The 13,994-nt window shown below is 72.5% G+C and carries 11 protein-coding genes; 9 read left to right on the top strand and 2 right to left on the bottom strand.

Translation table 11 applies throughout. The features are described from left to right. The 7 genes from ABD120_RS22685 to ABD120_RS22715 all read left to right on the top strand — a co-directional run. Positions 1-743 (top strand): sensor histidine kinase (locus ABD120_RS22685; protein ID WP_343951986.1); only part of this gene is annotated, 743 nt, incomplete at its 5' end. Beyond that, positions 740-1,369 (top strand): response regulator, encoded by a 630-nt coding sequence (locus ABD120_RS22690; protein WP_343951987.1) that lies wholly within the window; start codon positions 740-742, stop codon positions 1,367-1,369. The genes ABD120_RS22685 and ABD120_RS22690, both read left to right, overlap by 4 nt. 70 nt (positions 1,370-1,439) lie before the next feature. Then, positions 1,440-1,943 (top strand): GbsR/MarR family transcriptional regulator, encoded by a 504-nt coding sequence (locus tag ABD120_RS22695; protein ID WP_343951988.1) that lies wholly within the window; start codon positions 1,440-1,442, stop codon positions 1,941-1,943. Between the two features lie 2 nt (positions 1,944-1,945). Beyond that, positions 1,946-3,139 (top strand): cytochrome P450, encoded by a 1,194-nt coding sequence (locus tag ABD120_RS22700; protein WP_343951989.1) that lies wholly within the window; start codon positions 1,946-1,948, stop codon positions 3,137-3,139. Between the two features lie 165 nt (positions 3,140-3,304). Beyond that, the gene (locus tag ABD120_RS22705) at positions 3,305-4,894 is read left to right on the top strand and encodes a hypothetical protein (RefSeq protein ID WP_343951990.1); all 1,590 of its coding nucleotides are present in this window, start codon (positions 3,305-3,307) and stop codon (positions 4,892-4,894) included. After that, complete coding sequence (locus ABD120_RS22710) at positions 4,891-6,726, top strand: ABC transporter ATP-binding protein (protein ID WP_343951991.1); 1,836 nt, start codon at positions 4,891-4,893, stop codon at positions 6,724-6,726. The genes ABD120_RS22705 and ABD120_RS22710 overlap by 4 nt, the downstream gene beginning before the upstream one ends. Next, positions 6,723-8,513, top strand: a complete 1,791-nt coding sequence (locus ABD120_RS22715) for an ABC transporter ATP-binding protein (RefSeq protein WP_343951992.1) — start codon at positions 6,723-6,725, stop codon at positions 8,511-8,513. Before ABD120_RS22710 ends, ABD120_RS22715 begins: the two co-directional genes overlap by 4 nt. On the opposite strand, the gene glf is transcribed toward ABD120_RS22715, so the two are convergent. Beyond that, positions 8,504-9,640, bottom strand: coding sequence for a UDP-galactopyranose mutase (glf, locus tag ABD120_RS22720; RefSeq protein ID WP_343951993.1), 1,137 nt, complete (start codon positions 9,638-9,640; stop codon positions 8,504-8,506). The genes ABD120_RS22715 and glf overlap by 10 nt on opposite strands. 182 nt (positions 9,641-9,822) lie before the next feature. Here glf and ABD120_RS22725 point away from each other — a divergent pair, with 182 nt between their 5' ends. Together ABD120_RS22725 and ABD120_RS22730 are read left to right on the top strand one after the other, a co-directional pair. Next, a complete protein-coding gene (locus tag ABD120_RS22725) occupies positions 9,823-10,761 on the top strand; it encodes a ParB/RepB/Spo0J family partition protein (RefSeq protein WP_343951994.1) in 939 nt (312 codons plus the stop codon). Next, positions 10,758-11,981 (top strand): MFS transporter, encoded by a 1,224-nt coding sequence (locus ABD120_RS22730; RefSeq protein WP_343951995.1) that lies wholly within the window; start codon positions 10,758-10,760, stop codon positions 11,979-11,981. The genes ABD120_RS22725 and ABD120_RS22730 overlap by 4 nt, the downstream gene beginning before the upstream one ends. A gap of 82 nt (positions 11,982-12,063) precedes the next feature. Here ABD120_RS22730 and ABD120_RS22735 read toward each other — a convergent pair whose 3' ends face one another. Then, positions 12,064-13,857 carry a glycosyltransferase gene (locus ABD120_RS22735; protein ID WP_343951996.1) on the bottom strand — a complete coding sequence of 598 codons (1,794 nt, stop codon included), beginning with the start codon at positions 13,855-13,857 and terminating at the stop codon, positions 12,064-12,066. Between the last annotated feature and the right edge of the window lie 137 nt (positions 13,858-13,994).

Raw genomic sequence — 13,994 nt, forward strand, 5'->3', positions numbered from 1 at the left:
CGGCCGTTTCGGCGGCCGGTCTGCTGGCCGTCCCCACCTCGGCGATTCCGGTGCTGAGCCTGGCGACCGTGCTCGCCGGAGCGGCGGCCGGGCTCGCGTCGCGGCTGCTGGCCGTCCGCCGTCACGCCATGGCCGAGCGCGTACGCCGCGCCGAGCGCCTCGACCTGGCCAGGGAACTCCACGACGTCGTCGCCCACCACATCACCGGCATCGTGCTCCAGGCCCAGGCCGCCCAGGTCGTCACTCGCAGACACCCCGACCAGGCGGCGGACTCCCTTTCGGCCATCGAGTCCTCGGGCGCGCGGGCCCTGGCCGCCACCCGCCGCGTGGTCGACGTCCTGCGCACCGCCGGAGCGGCCCCCGCCGAGCACGGGCGGCTGCGCGACATGGTCGAGGACTTCGGGCTCCACGGAGTCCGGGCGAGCCTGCGGCTGGCGGCCGAGCCCGACGGGTGGCCGCCGGAGGTGGCCACCACCGTGCACCGCGTCGTCCGGGAGTCGCTGACCAACGTCCTGCGGCACGCCCGGCAGGCGCGCGAGGTCACGGTCGAGGTCACCGAGGACACGGCGGCCGTCACGGTGACCGTCGAGGACGACGCGCCGGCGTCCGCAGGACGCGGCCGCGCCGGATACGGCCTGGTGGGGATGCGGGAACGCCTCGAAGCCCTCGGCGGCACCCTGGCGGCCGGCCCCCGGCCCGGCTCCGGCTGGTCCGTGCGTGCGAGCATCCCCGTCGAGCGATGACCATCCGGGTACTGCTGGCAGACGACCAGGAGCTGATCAGGGCCAGCCTGCGCATCATCCTCGACGACCAGCCCGACATCACCGTGGTCGCCGAGGCGGGCGACGGCGTCGAGGCGATCGAGCAGGTCCGCCGGACGAGCCCGGACGTGTGCCTGGTGGACATCCAGATGCCCCGCCTCGACGGGCTCGGGGTCGCGAGGGAACTGGCCTCTGCCAGGACCAAGGTGGTCATGGTCACCACCTTCGACCTCGACGAGTACGTCCATCAGGCGCTGCGCTGCGGCGCGGCCGGTTTCGTGCTGAAGGGCGTGGGCCCGAGCCTGCTGGTCGAGGCCGTGCGGGCGGCTCACGCGGGCGACGCGCTCATCTCGCCGTCGATCGCCGTGCGGTTGCTGCGCCGTCTCGCCCACCGGGGCGGCCGGGCGCTCGCGCATCCGCTGACCGCGCGGGAGGCCGAGGTGGTGCGGGCCGTCGCCCAGGGGCGTACCAACCAGGAGATCGCCGCCGAGCTGTTCCTGTCGGTGAGCACGGTCAAGGGTCACGTCTCCGCCGTCCAGGCCAAGCTCGGCGTCCGCAACCGGGTCGGGATCGCCGCCTGGGCCTGGGAGAGCGGTGTGATGGGCTGAGGGCCATGGCCTTCCCCACGATAGCGGCGTACTCTACGTAAAGTACGTACTTGACGTAGGGGACAGCAGCATGGACGCCCTGGACAAAGAGTTCGTCGACCGGATGGGCCTCGCCCTGGAACGACTGGGCGGCACCCGCACGATGGGTCGCCTCTGGGCCTGGCTGATGGTCTGTGACCCGCCCCACCAGTCGCTCACCGACCTCGCCGCCGCCCTCGGCGTGAGCAAGACGGCGGTCAGCACGGTGGCGCGATACCTGGAGGCGGGCGCGATCCTCGAACGGGTGCCGGTGGCAGGACGTCAGCACCACTACCGGGTGGCCGCCGGAGGCTGGGAGCAGCTGCTGGCAGACCGCACGGCCCGGATGCAACCCCTGATCGAGGCGTTGGAAACAGGCCTGTCCGTCGTCGGCGCCGACCGGCCGGAACAGCGCGCGCTACTGGAGGAGACCAGAGACTTCTACGCCTTCACCGCGCGCGACGGAGCCAACGTGGTCGAGCGCTGGAAGCAGTACCGGTACGAGCAGGCCCAGCACATGGAAAGCAGGGAGCATCACCAACCGTCAAAGGACTGAGCATGGTCAACATCGGTAAGAAGTACGACATACCCCAGCACTTCTTCTGGCTTCACGGTCCGATCGCCAAGCCGCCGGTCGAGTACGACGAGAAGACCGAGATGTGGAACGTCTACGGCTATCGCGAGGCGATGGAGATCTTCGGCGACCCGGAGACGTACTCCTCCAACACCCTCAGGGTCACCCCCAAGGAGCTCCTGCCCGACGAGGGCGTCTCCTTCGACGGCTTCCTCACCCAGGTGGACCCGCCCGACCACAGCAAGCTCCGCAAACTCGTCAGCAGCGCCTTCACCCGGAAGGTCGTGGCCGACCTCGAACCCAGGATCGCCGAGATCACCTGCGAATTCCTCGACCAGGCCCGCGAACGCGACCGGTTCGAGCTCGTGTCCGACCTCGCCTACCCGCTGCCGATCACCGTCATCGCCGAACTCCTGGGCGTGCCCAGCAGTGACAGGGGTCTGTTCAAGGCATGGGCGGACGAGCTGTTCAAGAGCGACTCCACCATCACGCGCAAGGCCAGCGAGAAGCAGCAGGCCCAGGCGCAGGACAGGATGCGCACCTGGCACGAGATGTCCGCCTACCTCGGCTCCCACGCCGACGAGCGCCGCCGCAGGCCGCGTGCCGACCTGCTGACCAGACTGGTCGAGGCGGAGGTGGACGGCGAGCGCCTGCCCGACGACCAGGTGGTCAACTTCGGGATCCTGCTGCTGCTCGCCGGGCACATCACCACGACCGTGCTGCTCGGCAACACCGTGCTGTGCCTGGACGCCTACCCCGACGAGCAACGGCGGGCGCGGGCCGACCGCTCGACGATCCCCGACGTCATCGAGGAGTCGCTGCGGCTGCTCACCCCGTTCGCCATGATGGCCCGCAGCACCACCCGCGAGGTGAAGCTGAGCGGCCACAAGATCGGGGCGGACGAACTGGTCCTGGTCTGGCTGGCCGCCGCCAACCGGGACCCCCTGCAGTTCCCCGACCCCGAACTGTTCGTCCCGGGCCGTGAGCACAACCCGCACCTGGCCTTCGGCCGGGGCATCCACTTCTGCCTGGGCGCCCCGCTGGCCCGGCTGGAGGGGCGGATCGCGATCGACCTGCTGCTCGACCGGTTCGACGACCTGCGCGTCGAGCCCGGCAGTTCCGTGGAACTGATCCCCACCCCGACCGTCACCGGTGTGAAGCGCCTGCACCTGGCCTGAGCCCCGCCCCCGGTCCCACGACGACCACGGCCCGCCTGCGGGTCGTGGTCGTCGCCACGTTCGCACGGACCGGCGAGCGGTGTCCACCCAAGTCGATCACTCTTGGAGCCTCGCCGACGGCCGTGTTGTCATGAGCACCCCGCGCGCCCGTGAAGGAGCCCGTTGGTGCTGAAGATCAGCCTCGCCGTCATGTACCACCCGAGCCGGATCGCCCACGCCCGCGCCCTGGCCGCCCAATGCGCGCCGCTGCGGCCGGAGCTGGTCGCCGACCCCGACCCGACAGGTGTGCCGAGCCCGTTGCGCACCGCCAAGGCCGCCTGGGCGGCGGTGCGCCCCGACGCCACCCACCACCTGGTGCTCCAGGACGACGCCGTCCTGGCCAGGGACTTCCTCACCCACCTGGAGGCGGTGGTGGCCCGCCGCCCCACCCACGGCCTCGCCCTGTACGTCAACCGGGGCAGCCTCAGGAACGGCTACCTGGTACGGCGGGCGGCCGCCTCCGGCGCGCGCTGGTCGCGCCTGTCGTCGGCGGAGTACACGCCGACCCTGGGCTTCGTGCTCCCCGCGCAGGACGCCCGGGAGCTGGCCTCCTACCTGCGGACGGTCCCGGACGAGTTCAGGGACGACGACGAGGTGGTGACCCTGTTCTGCCGCGAGCGGGGGCTGCCGGTGGCGGCGACCGTACCGAGCCTGATCGAGCACGGCGATCTGCCGAGCGTGGCGGGCAACGGCAACCACGGCGCCAGGCATGCGGCGGTCTTCGCCGACCAAGTGGTCCTGCCCGACGGCTACTGGACGGGCGCACGCGAGGTGCCGGAGGCGTGGGACGGGATCCCGCCGTTCGTGCTGGAGATGTACGACTCCCAGTGCCTGGTCCGCTTCACCAGGCCCGGGTCGGGTGAGCCCGTCGACCACCTGTACGGCTGGCGGTGGCGGGACTGGTCCGCGCTGCTGGGTGTCGAGGCGGGAGACGTGGTGGACAGCTGGGCGGAGTCGGGGCCGTGGCCCGTTGAGGACGCGGCAGGGCTGGAGTTCTGGGCGGCCGGATACCTGCTCGGCACCGACGTCTCCCGAGACCCGGCCGAGGAGGAGGAGCGCCCCGCGCTGCGCGCCGCCATCGCCTCGTGGGCGGCCTGCGGCGGCGGCACGACCGAGACGAAGGCGGCGCTGACGGAGGTCTGCCTGGCCGGGTTCCGGGCGGGGCAGGAGGCGTCGCGGGCGGAACTGGTCGGCAGGCTGGCCCGGCGCGAGGCCGCCGTGCTCGCCCTGGTGCCGCCGGACGAGGTCCGGGTCGACGTGCCGGAGCGGCCGCAGATCCTGTTCGACGTCCGGCCGTGCCCCTGGTGCGCGGCCGTCCCGCGCCCGAGGCCGCCCATCCGCGAGGTCGCGACCTATCGGGGCGGACCCGCCGACGTGCCGGTGCTGACGGTGCTGAGCTGCGAGGAGGTCCCGGCCAGGAACCTGCTGGCGCTGCGCGGGGGCGGGCGCCGGCGGACCAGGGCCGCCTTCTGGGCCGAGTTCGCGGGCAAGTGCACCGGGCCGCTGACGGCCGACGACGTCTGGCACGGGCTACGCGAACTGGACGAGCAGGAGAACCTGGACGAGGTGCTGCCGGTCTCCAGCGCGCACGGGGGAGGAGCGGCCCACTTCCTCACCCCGCACGCCGACGGGCCGCTCATGGCCGGGCTCAACCGCCGCTACCTCGCGGCCCGGCTGGCCTCGGTCGCGCACGCGCTCGGCGGCGGTGACCGGTGAGACTCGCCTCGGCGACGACCGTCGCGCGGCTGGCCGGGCACGCGGGCCCGGCCCTGCTGGCCGCCTCGATCCTGCTCAACCTCGCCATCGGGTTGCTGCCCGCCGCCTTCATCGTCTGCACCGGCCTCATGTTCGACCGGCTGCGAGGCGGGACGGCGGAGCTGGCGTTCGCCATCGGCCTGGCGGTGGGCGCGTTCGTGCTCCAGCAGGCGCTGGCGCCGTTCCAGACCGCGCTGGGCGAGATGATCACCCGGCGGGTGGACGGCGCCTGCGTCCGGCGGCTGATGAACTCGGCCCTGGTCGGCGCGCCGCTGGCGGCGCTGGAGGAGCAGCGGGCCGCCGCGCTGCTCGCCGACGCCCGCGACGGTTTCGACCGCGTGCAGCCCACGCCGGGCGACGCGGTCGCGGGCACGCTGGCGCTGATCGCCCGCTACACGCACCTGGTCAGCGCGGTGCTGATCATCTCCGTGGTGCTCGGCCCGCTGCCCGGCCTGGTCGTGCTGGGCACCGCGCTGGTCATCAGGTTCGGTCAGCGGCGCTCGCTGGGGCTGTTCTCCGCGCTGTGGGAGAGCCTGGCGGCGGAACGGCGGCGCGCGGGCTACCTGCGGCGGCTGCTGACCGGCCCGGAGGGCGCCAAGGACATCCGGCTGCTGCGGCTGCTGCCGTGGCTGCGCGAACGCCACGACGAGGACTCGCGCGCCTACCTCTCCCTGCTGTGGTCCGGCCGCAGGCGGATCTACGCCCGGCCGTTCCTCGGCTACGCCCTGGTGGGGCTGGCGGGCGGGGGGCTCACCCTGTTCCTGCTGGCAAGGGAGGCGTCCGGCGGCGGGCTGAGCCTGTTCGAGCTGTCGCTGGCGATCCAGGCGGCGCTGGTGCCGATCAGGTTCGGCGTCTACTTCCCGGAGAGCGATGTCAAGACGCAGGTGGGCCTGCAGGCGTACCGGGCGATGAGCGCCTTCGAGAGCGCGGCCGTCCTGCCCCCCGCAGAGAGCCGGTCCACAGAGAGCAGCCCCGCAGAGAGCCAGCCCACAGTGTGCGGGCCCAGGGAGTCGATCCGCTTCGAGAACGTGAGCTTCGGGTACGGCGAGCGTGCCGTCCTGCGCGGCCTCGACCTGGAGATCCCCGCCGGAAGCTCGACGGCGATCGTCGGGCTGAACGGCGCCGGCAAGACCACGCTGGTCAAACTGCTGGCCCGGTTGTACGAGCCGCAGCAGGGCAGGGTGCTCGCCGACGGCGCCGACCTGGCGGGCGCCGACCCGCGCGCCTGGCAGCGCGGGCTGGCGGTCATCTTCCAGGACTTCGTGAAGTACGAGCTGAGCGCGGCGGACAACATCGGCCTCGGCGCCCCGGACCTGCTGGAGGACGAGGCGGCGCTGACGGCGGCCGTCGAGCGGGCGGGCGCCGCGCAGACCGTGCGCTCGCTGGCGGACGGGCTGGCCACTCCGCTGTCCGGGCGCTACACCGGCGGCCGCGACCTGTCCGGTGGCCAGTGGCAGCGCATCGCGCTGGCCCGCGCCTTCCTGGCCGTCGCGGGCGGCGCGTCGGTGCTGGTGCTCGACGAGCCGACCGCGCAACTGGACGTGCGGGCCGAGGTCGAGTTCCACGACCGGTTCCTGGAACTCACCCGGGGCCTGACCACGATCATCGTCTCCCACCGCTTCTCCACCGTACGGCGGGCCGACCGGATCGTCGTGCTGGAGGACGGCCGCGTCGCCGAGTCCGGCACCCACGAGGAACTGCTCGCGCGAGACGGCCGGTATGCCGCGTTGTTCCACGCCCAGGCCCGGCGCTTCGCCGCCGACGACGGCACCACCCTGGAGGCGGCCCGATGAGAACCCTGCTGCGCGGCGCGCGCGAGCTGGCCGGGCTGGCGCTGCGGGCCGACCGGTGGCGGCTGGTGCGGGCGGCCCTGCTCGTCCTGCTCGGCTACCTGGCCACGCCGCTCATCGCGGTGGCCCTCATGGGCCTGACCGACGCCGCCGTCGCGGGGGACGGCCCGGCCGCCGGGGCGTACGCGCTGGCCGTGGCGGTGCTGCTGGTCGTCGAGCTCATGGCGGTGCACTTCGCGCACCTGTCCTACTTCGAGGTGGGCGAACTGGCCGAGGTCGGGCTGAACGAGCGGCTGGGCGGGCTGCTGCACGGCGCCCGAGGCGTGCACCACTTCGACGAGCCGCAGGTGATGAACTCGGTCACGCTGATGCGGGAGGGCTTCGCCCAGACCAGGGAGGGGGTCGAGGCGCTGCTGCAGTTCTGCGGCCTGGCGCTCCAGGTCGGGCTCACCACCGTGCTGCTCGTCCGGCTGGACCCGTGGCTGCTCCTGCTGCCGCTGGCGGCGCTGCCCCCGGTGCTGATCGCCGAACGCGCCCAGCGGGTGCTGGACACCGCCAAGGAGAAGGTGGGCGAGAGCACCCGGCTGGCCGCCCACCTGCTGGCCGTCGCGGTCTCGCCCGCGTCGGTCAAGGAGGTGCGGATCTTCCAGGCCGAGCAGCAGTTGATCGCCCGCCAGTCGGCGGCCTGGCAGCGGGTCTCGGCCGCGCTGGGCGCCGCCCACCTGCGCAGCGCGGCGCTGCGCGCCGGAGGGCAGATCTTCTTCGCCCTCGCCTACGGCGGCGCGATCGTCGCCGTGATCTCCAGAGCGGTGGCCGGGCAGGCGAGCGTCGGGCAGGTCGTGCTGGTGATCACGCTGGCCGTCCAGGTGAGTGTGCAGGTCTCGGGCGTGCTCGGGCTGCTGGCCCGGCTGCAGGGCGCCGCCGCCACCCTCGCCCGGCTGCACGCCGCCCGACGCCGCCTGGAACCGGCACCCGGGGAGGACCGGACGCGCGCGGACGCGCTGCCCGCGCGGCTGGAGCGGGGCATCCGGCTGGAGAACGTGGGCTTCTCCTACCCGGGCGCGGACCGGCCGGTGCTCCACGAGGTGTCGCTGGAGATCCCGCCCGGCGCCACCGTCGCCGTCGTCGGGGAGAACGGCGCGGGCAAGAGCACGCTGGTCAAACTGCTGTGCGGCCTGTACGAGCCCACGTCGGGACGCGTCCTGGCCGACGGCCTCGACCTGCGCGACCTGCCGCCCGAGGCATGGCGGGCCCGGCTGGCGACGCTGCTGCAGGACTTCGCCAGGTTCGAGCTGAGCCTGCGCGACAACGCCGGAGCGGGCGAGCTGCGCCGCCTGCGCGACGACGAGGCGATCACCGCCGCGCTGGCACGGGCCGGGGCCGAGAGGCTGCCCGAGATGGTGCCCGGCGGCCTCGACGGGCTGCTGGGGCACGGGTACGGCGACGGCGTGGACCTGTCCGGCGGGCAGTGGCAGCGCCTGGGGCTGAGCCGTACGCACCTGCGGGAGGATCCGCTGCTCCTGGTGCTGGACGAGCCGGCCTCCGCGCTGGACGCGGCGGCGGAGCACGCCCTGTTCGAGAGGTATGCCGCATCGGCGGGGCAGGCGCGCAAGGAGTCCGGCGCGGTCACGGTGTTCGTCTCGCACCGCTTCTCGACCGTGCGGATGGCCGAGCTGATCGTGGTGCTGGACCAGGGCCGGGTCGTGGAGTCGGGCGGCCACGCGCGGCTGATGGCCGACGGGGGCCTGTACGCGGAACTGTACGGCCTGCAGGCGCGCGCCTACCGCTGAGCGGGCACCCGCAGCCGGTTGTCCACCATGCTGAGCGCCGAGCCGATGGCCATGTGCATGTCGAGATACCGGTAGGTGCCGAGCCGGCCGCCGAACAGCACGCCGCGCTCGGCCTTTGCCCGTTCGCGGTAGCGTGCCAGCATCCGCCGGTCGGCGGGGGAGTTGATCGGGTAGTAGGGCTCGTCGCCCGGCCCCGCGAAACGGGAGTACTCCCGCATGATCACTGTCCGGTCGTCCGGATAGTGATCGCGTTCGGGGTGGAAGTGCCGGAATTCGTGGATGCGGGTATACGGCACCTCCGCATCGGCGTAGTTGACCACCGCCGCACCCTGGAAGTCGGCCACCGATTTGATCTCCAACTCGAAATCCAGGGTGCGCCAGCCGAGTCGTCCCTCGGTATATCCGAAATAGCGATCAAGGGGCCCCGTGTATACCACCGGAATCGTGCCGACCGGGCTGTCGTCCAGTTCAAAAAAATCGACGCCGAGCCTGACCTCGATGCGCGGATGATCGGCCATTCGCTCCAGCCAGGCCGTATATCCGTCGACCGGCAGACCCTCATAAAGATCGTTGAAATAGCGAGTGTCGAACGTGTAGCGCACCGGCAGCCGGGAGATCACGTCGCCGGGCAGCTCTCGCGGGTCGGTCTGCCACTGTTTCGCAGTGTACCCCCGGACGAACGCCTCGTATAAGGGCCGCCCGATGAGGGAGATGGCCCGCCCTTCGAGCGTCCCGACGTCCACCTGTTCGGCCGCCTGCTCGGCGATGAGCCTTCTGGCCTCGGCGGGCGACATCATCCTGCCGAAGTACGCGCAGATGGTCGCCAGGCTGATCGGCAGCGGATACACCCGATCGCCGACCACGGACAAGACCCGGTGCCGGTAGTCGGTGAAGGCGGTGAACCGGTTGGCGTAGCGCCAGACGCGCTCGTTCGAGGTGTGGAACAGGTGGGAGCCGTACCGGTGGACCTCGATCCCGGTGGCGGGCTCGAACTCGCTGAAGGCGTTGCCGCCGAGGTGGTCGCGGCGTTCGACGACGACCACGTCCATACCGAGCTCGGCGGCGGCGCGTTCGGCGACGGTCAGGCCGAAGAATCCGGAACCGACGACAACAAGATCTGCTCTCATGGGGGCAGGCTACGGAGCCGCTCACTCGGCGGGCAACGACCTCTGTTTTCCGTACTTTTGACTTGCCTAAACCGCCCTTCTGGGCGTTTAGTTAAGAAGGTTTCCTACCATTGCTGCTTTCGGTGGAGCTTGACGGCGGAGGGTGAAGGAGCGCAAGGTTGGCAATTCCGAACTACGTTCTCTTGTCTGACATCGAGCAGGTCGAGCTGGAATCCCTGCTCCCCGCCGACTCGCCCAGGGTGGCCGGCGAGGACGCCGCGCACATCCTCGCGCTGGCCGAACTCGACGCCGAATTACCACCCTTGGTGGTGCATCGGCCCAGCATGAGGGTCATCGACGGCATGCACCGCCTGCGTGCGGCCCGCCTGCGCGGCGACGAGAAGATCGCGGCGCGCTTCTACGACGGCGACGAACAGGACGCCTTTGTGCTGGCGGTCCGGCTGAACGCGGCGCACGGGCTGCCGCTGACGCAGTCGGACCGGTCCGCCGCGGCCGCGCGCATCATCCGGTCGCACCCCCAGTGGTCGGACCGGTTGATCGCCTCGGCCAGCGGGTTGTCGCACCGTACGGTCGCCGCGATCCGCAGACGTTCGACCGGGGATGTTGTCCACTCGAACACCAGGCGCGGCAGAGACGGGCGGGTGCGCCCGCTCAACGCGGCGGAGGGCCGCAGGCTCGCCTTCCGTCTGATGACCGAGCGGCCAGGAGCTTCGCTCAGGGAGATCGCGGAGGAGGCCGGGATCGCCGTTTCCACCGCGCGGGACGTACGCCAGCGCGTCGGCCACGGACAGGACCCCGTGCCGCCGAAGCTGCGCGGCGAACTGGGGGAGCGGGCGGACTTCTACTGTGGCGCGGCCGTCACCAGCATGCCGGCGGAGGAGATCAGGGAGCTCATCGACAGGTTGCGGCGCGACCCGTCGCTGCGTTTCACCGACACCGGCCGGACCGTGCTGCGTCTGATGGGCACCATGCAGACGGTCAGCGCCGACGAGTGGACGCGCCTGGTGCACGGGGTGCCGCCCCACACCACGGAGATGCTCGCGCAGGTGGCCAGGACATGCGCGGAGACCTGGCTGTACTTCGCCAGAGAGGTCGAGACACGCGGGTACCAGCCCGCGTGAACGCGACCGTGTCGAGGGCGCGCGTCGCCGTCTTCTGCGTCTTCTGGCTGAGCGGCCTGGTCTGCGCCCTGTGGAGCGCGGCCCTGCCCGCGATCAACGACCGCCTCCAGTTGGGCGAGATCCGGCTGGGGGCCGTACTCCTTGTGGTCGGCCTCGGCACCCTGACGGTGATGCCGGTCGGCGGGCGGCTGTGCGATCGGTTCTCCAGCAGGCGGGTGCTCGGCGTCGCGGGCACGCTCGCCGCGCTGACGCTGCTCGGCCCCGCGTTCGCGCCCTCGTTCCCACTGATGCTGGCCGCCGCGTTCGTGCTGGGCGGCGGGCTGGGGCTGCTCGACGTGGCGATGAACGCGCACGCCATCGAGGTGGAGGCGCTGTACGGCCGCCCGGTCATGTCCGGTTTCCACGGCGTGTGGAGCCTCGGCGGGGTGGCGGGCGGCGCGGCCGTCGCGGGTGGGTTGCACGCGGGTGTCGACATCGGCTGGGTGATGGCGTCGGGCGCCCTGGTGGCGGCGGTGCTGTTCCTGTTCCCGCGCCGCGCCCTGCTCCCCGACGGGGTGCGAGCGCAGGCGGCGGCGCCGGAGGCGGCGGGCGGCGGGCGGCCGATGCGCTTCCACCTGGTGCTGCTGCTGGGCCTGGTCGCCTTCTGCGCCTTCGTGAGCGAGGGCGCGGCGGCCGACTGGGCGGGGCTGCACGCCAGCACCGTGCTCGGGGTGAGCACGGCGCTCGCGCCCGTGGCCTACACCGTGTTCTCCGCGACGATGACGCTCGTGCGGCTGCTCGGCGACGGGCTGCGGGCGCGGCTCGGACCCGAGCGGACGCTGCGCTGGGCGGGGCTGACCGCGCTGGCCGGGTTCTGTCTGGTGCTGGTGGTCTCGTGGGTTCCGGGGATGGGGCTGCCGGTGCGTACGGCGCTGGCCTACACCGGGTGGGCGCTGGCCGGGCTGGGCCTGGCCACCGTCGTGCCGGTGGTCTTCAGCGCGATCGGCGCCCATCACGGTTCCGACGGCGGGGCGGGGCGGATGCTGTCCTGGGTGTCGATGTTCGGATATGTCGGGCTGCTGTCGGGGCCGGCGCTGATCGGCCCGCTGGCCGAGCTGACCTCCCTGGGCACCGCCATGCTCCTGCCGGCCGCGCTGTGCGTGGTCATCGTCGGGCTCGGCCCCGTCGTGCTCGCCCGCGCGGCAGGCCGTACCGGGGAGAAGGCCCGCGTCGCACCGTGAGGAGCGCGCCCCGACGGTGGGGCGCGCTTCTCAACGCCCGTATCCCTGGCGAGGGCACCCGGTGGCGCGGCCGTCGTGAGCCTCAGTCGGCGCCGAACAGCCGGCTCCAGTTCCGCCTGCTGGACAACTCGGGCAGCGCCCTGCGGTAGGCGGTGCGCGCGGCCCGTCCCCGCCGGACCAGGCGCAGCAGCACCCGGGCGCCCCTGCGGGCCAGCGTCAGCATGCGCCCTCGGTCGTGGCGCCTGACCCGGAAGCCCTGCTGCGAGGCGTCGGTCACCACCGCCGTGCCGAACCCGGCCACGTGCCACCAGTGCGCCTCGTCGTGCGGGACCGCGCCGACGGCGTGCCGGTGCCGCCCCAGGAGGCGGCCGAGCAGCCCTCTGGCAGCGGCCAACGGCGGCCGCCGCCCGGCGCCGACGATGGGCGGCGCCTCCGGCACCAGGCGCGGCAGCTCCGGGGCCGGATGCCGCCGCGTCTCCGGATGGGCGGCGCGGGCCGCGCGCACGCGGGCGAGCGCGTCGACGCCGCCGTCGTGCAGGATCCGGGGGCCGGCCAGGAAGTCCTCCACCGCCATCAGGAGGGTCTCGGCCAGGCCGTACCGCATCGACAGCAGGTGCTGCGCGAACTCCGCCGCGAGCTTGCGCACCAGCCTGAGCAGCGTGAAGCGGCCGTGCAGCGCCGAGATGATCGTGTAGTTGCGCAGCAGGAAGTAGCGGTTGAACTCGTCGAGGTCCTTCCACGCGAAGTCGGTGTGCCACAGCCCGGCGCCCGGCAGCGTGACCGTCGGGACGCCCCGGGCACGGGCACGGTAGGAGTACTCGGCGTCGTCGCCCTGGAAGAACAGCGGCAGCGGGTAGCCGACGCGCTCGACCACCTCGGGCGGGATCAGACAGGCCCACCAGCCGTTGTAGCCCGCGTCCAGGCGCCGCTCCTGGAGCCTGCCCCCGAGCAGGTCCACGTCCACGCCGCTGTGCGGCATCGGCACGCCCGGCTGGATGCCGTCCAGGTCGGTCTGCTGGGCGTCGGCCAGCAGGATCGTCGGGTGGTACAGGTTGATCATCTGCCCGCCCACGATCAGCGGCTCGGCCGCCTGGTCGGCGAAGGCGGTGATCCGTACGACGAGGTCCGGCTCCAGCAGCACGTCGTCGTCCATCAGCAGCGTGCTCATGCGTTCGCCCGCCACCTCGTACAGGCCCCGCGTGAACCCGCCCGCGCCGCCCAGGTTGGGCTGGGTGAGGTAGCGCAGCCCGGCGCCCAGGTCCTTGGCGACCTGCGCGTACCCGTCCTGGTCGCGCACCAGGTCGTCGCCGTGGTCGACGACGTACACGGCGCTGACGGCGGCCAGCGCCTGCGCGTCCCCGGCCAGCGCGCGCAGCGTCTCCAGGCAGTCGGCGGGACGGTTCATCGTGCAGATGGCGAGCGCCGTGCGCCGTCCGGCGCCCGGCGAGGAGACGCACCAGCGCACGTCCTCCACCCGCAGGTCCTGCCCGGCCTCGGTCTGCGCCCGCAGCCACAGGGAGCCGCCGTCGGCGAAGCGGTCCAGGCGGGCGGTCAGCACGATCTCACGGGCGCCGCCCTCGGTGTCCTCCCAGACGGCGACGACGGCCGCGAACCCGCCGACGTCGGAGGCGGCCAGGCTCAACCGGCCCGCGCCGGTCACCCGCGCGCGCAGGCTCACCTCGCCCACCCGCGTCCACCGCTGCCAGTAGCTCGCCGGGAAGCGCCCGAAGTAGGTGTCGCACGTGACCTCACTCGACGGGCCGAGCGTGAGGCTGCTGCGGCGCCGGGTGACCGAGCCCCCTTCGATGGTCGCGTACAGGTCCTTGCTCACGGTCTCCGCCGGTCCGGCGAACATTCCCCGCTGGACGATTCGCACTGCATACTCCCAGTCTTTTTCGGATCTGTGCCGGACGGTACATGGCTTGACAGCGCATTGTCCCGATGCCGACGATGTACCGCGTTTGCCGATGAATGGGGGGACGGTTTTCCGTTCGGCAATTACATTTGCGAGGC

The sequence above is a fragment of the Nonomuraea longicatena genome (assembly GCF_039525605.1).
In the GTDB taxonomy this organism is placed as follows: domain Bacteria; phylum Actinomycetota; class Actinomycetes; order Streptosporangiales; family Streptosporangiaceae; genus Nonomuraea; species Nonomuraea longicatena.

Excerpts from the sequence above, each read along its gene's own strand:
- ABD120_RS22690 (WP_343951987.1), top strand. The coding sequence starts at position 740 with ATGACCATCCGGGTACTGCTGGCAGACGACCAGGAGCTGATCAGGGCC.
- ABD120_RS22695 (WP_343951988.1), top strand. The coding sequence starts at position 1,440 with ATGGACGCCCTGGACAAAGAGTTCGTCGACCGGATGGGCCTCGCCCTG.
- ABD120_RS22700 (WP_343951989.1), top strand. The coding sequence starts at position 1,946 with ATGGTCAACATCGGTAAGAAGTACGACATACCCCAGCACTTCTTCTGG.
- ABD120_RS22715 (WP_343951992.1), top strand. The coding sequence starts at position 6,723 with ATGAGAACCCTGCTGCGCGGCGCGCGCGAGCTGGCCGGGCTGGCGCTG.
- glf (WP_343951993.1), bottom strand. The coding sequence starts at position 9,640 with ATGAGAGCAGATCTTGTTGTCGTCGGTTCCGGATTCTTCGGCCTGACC.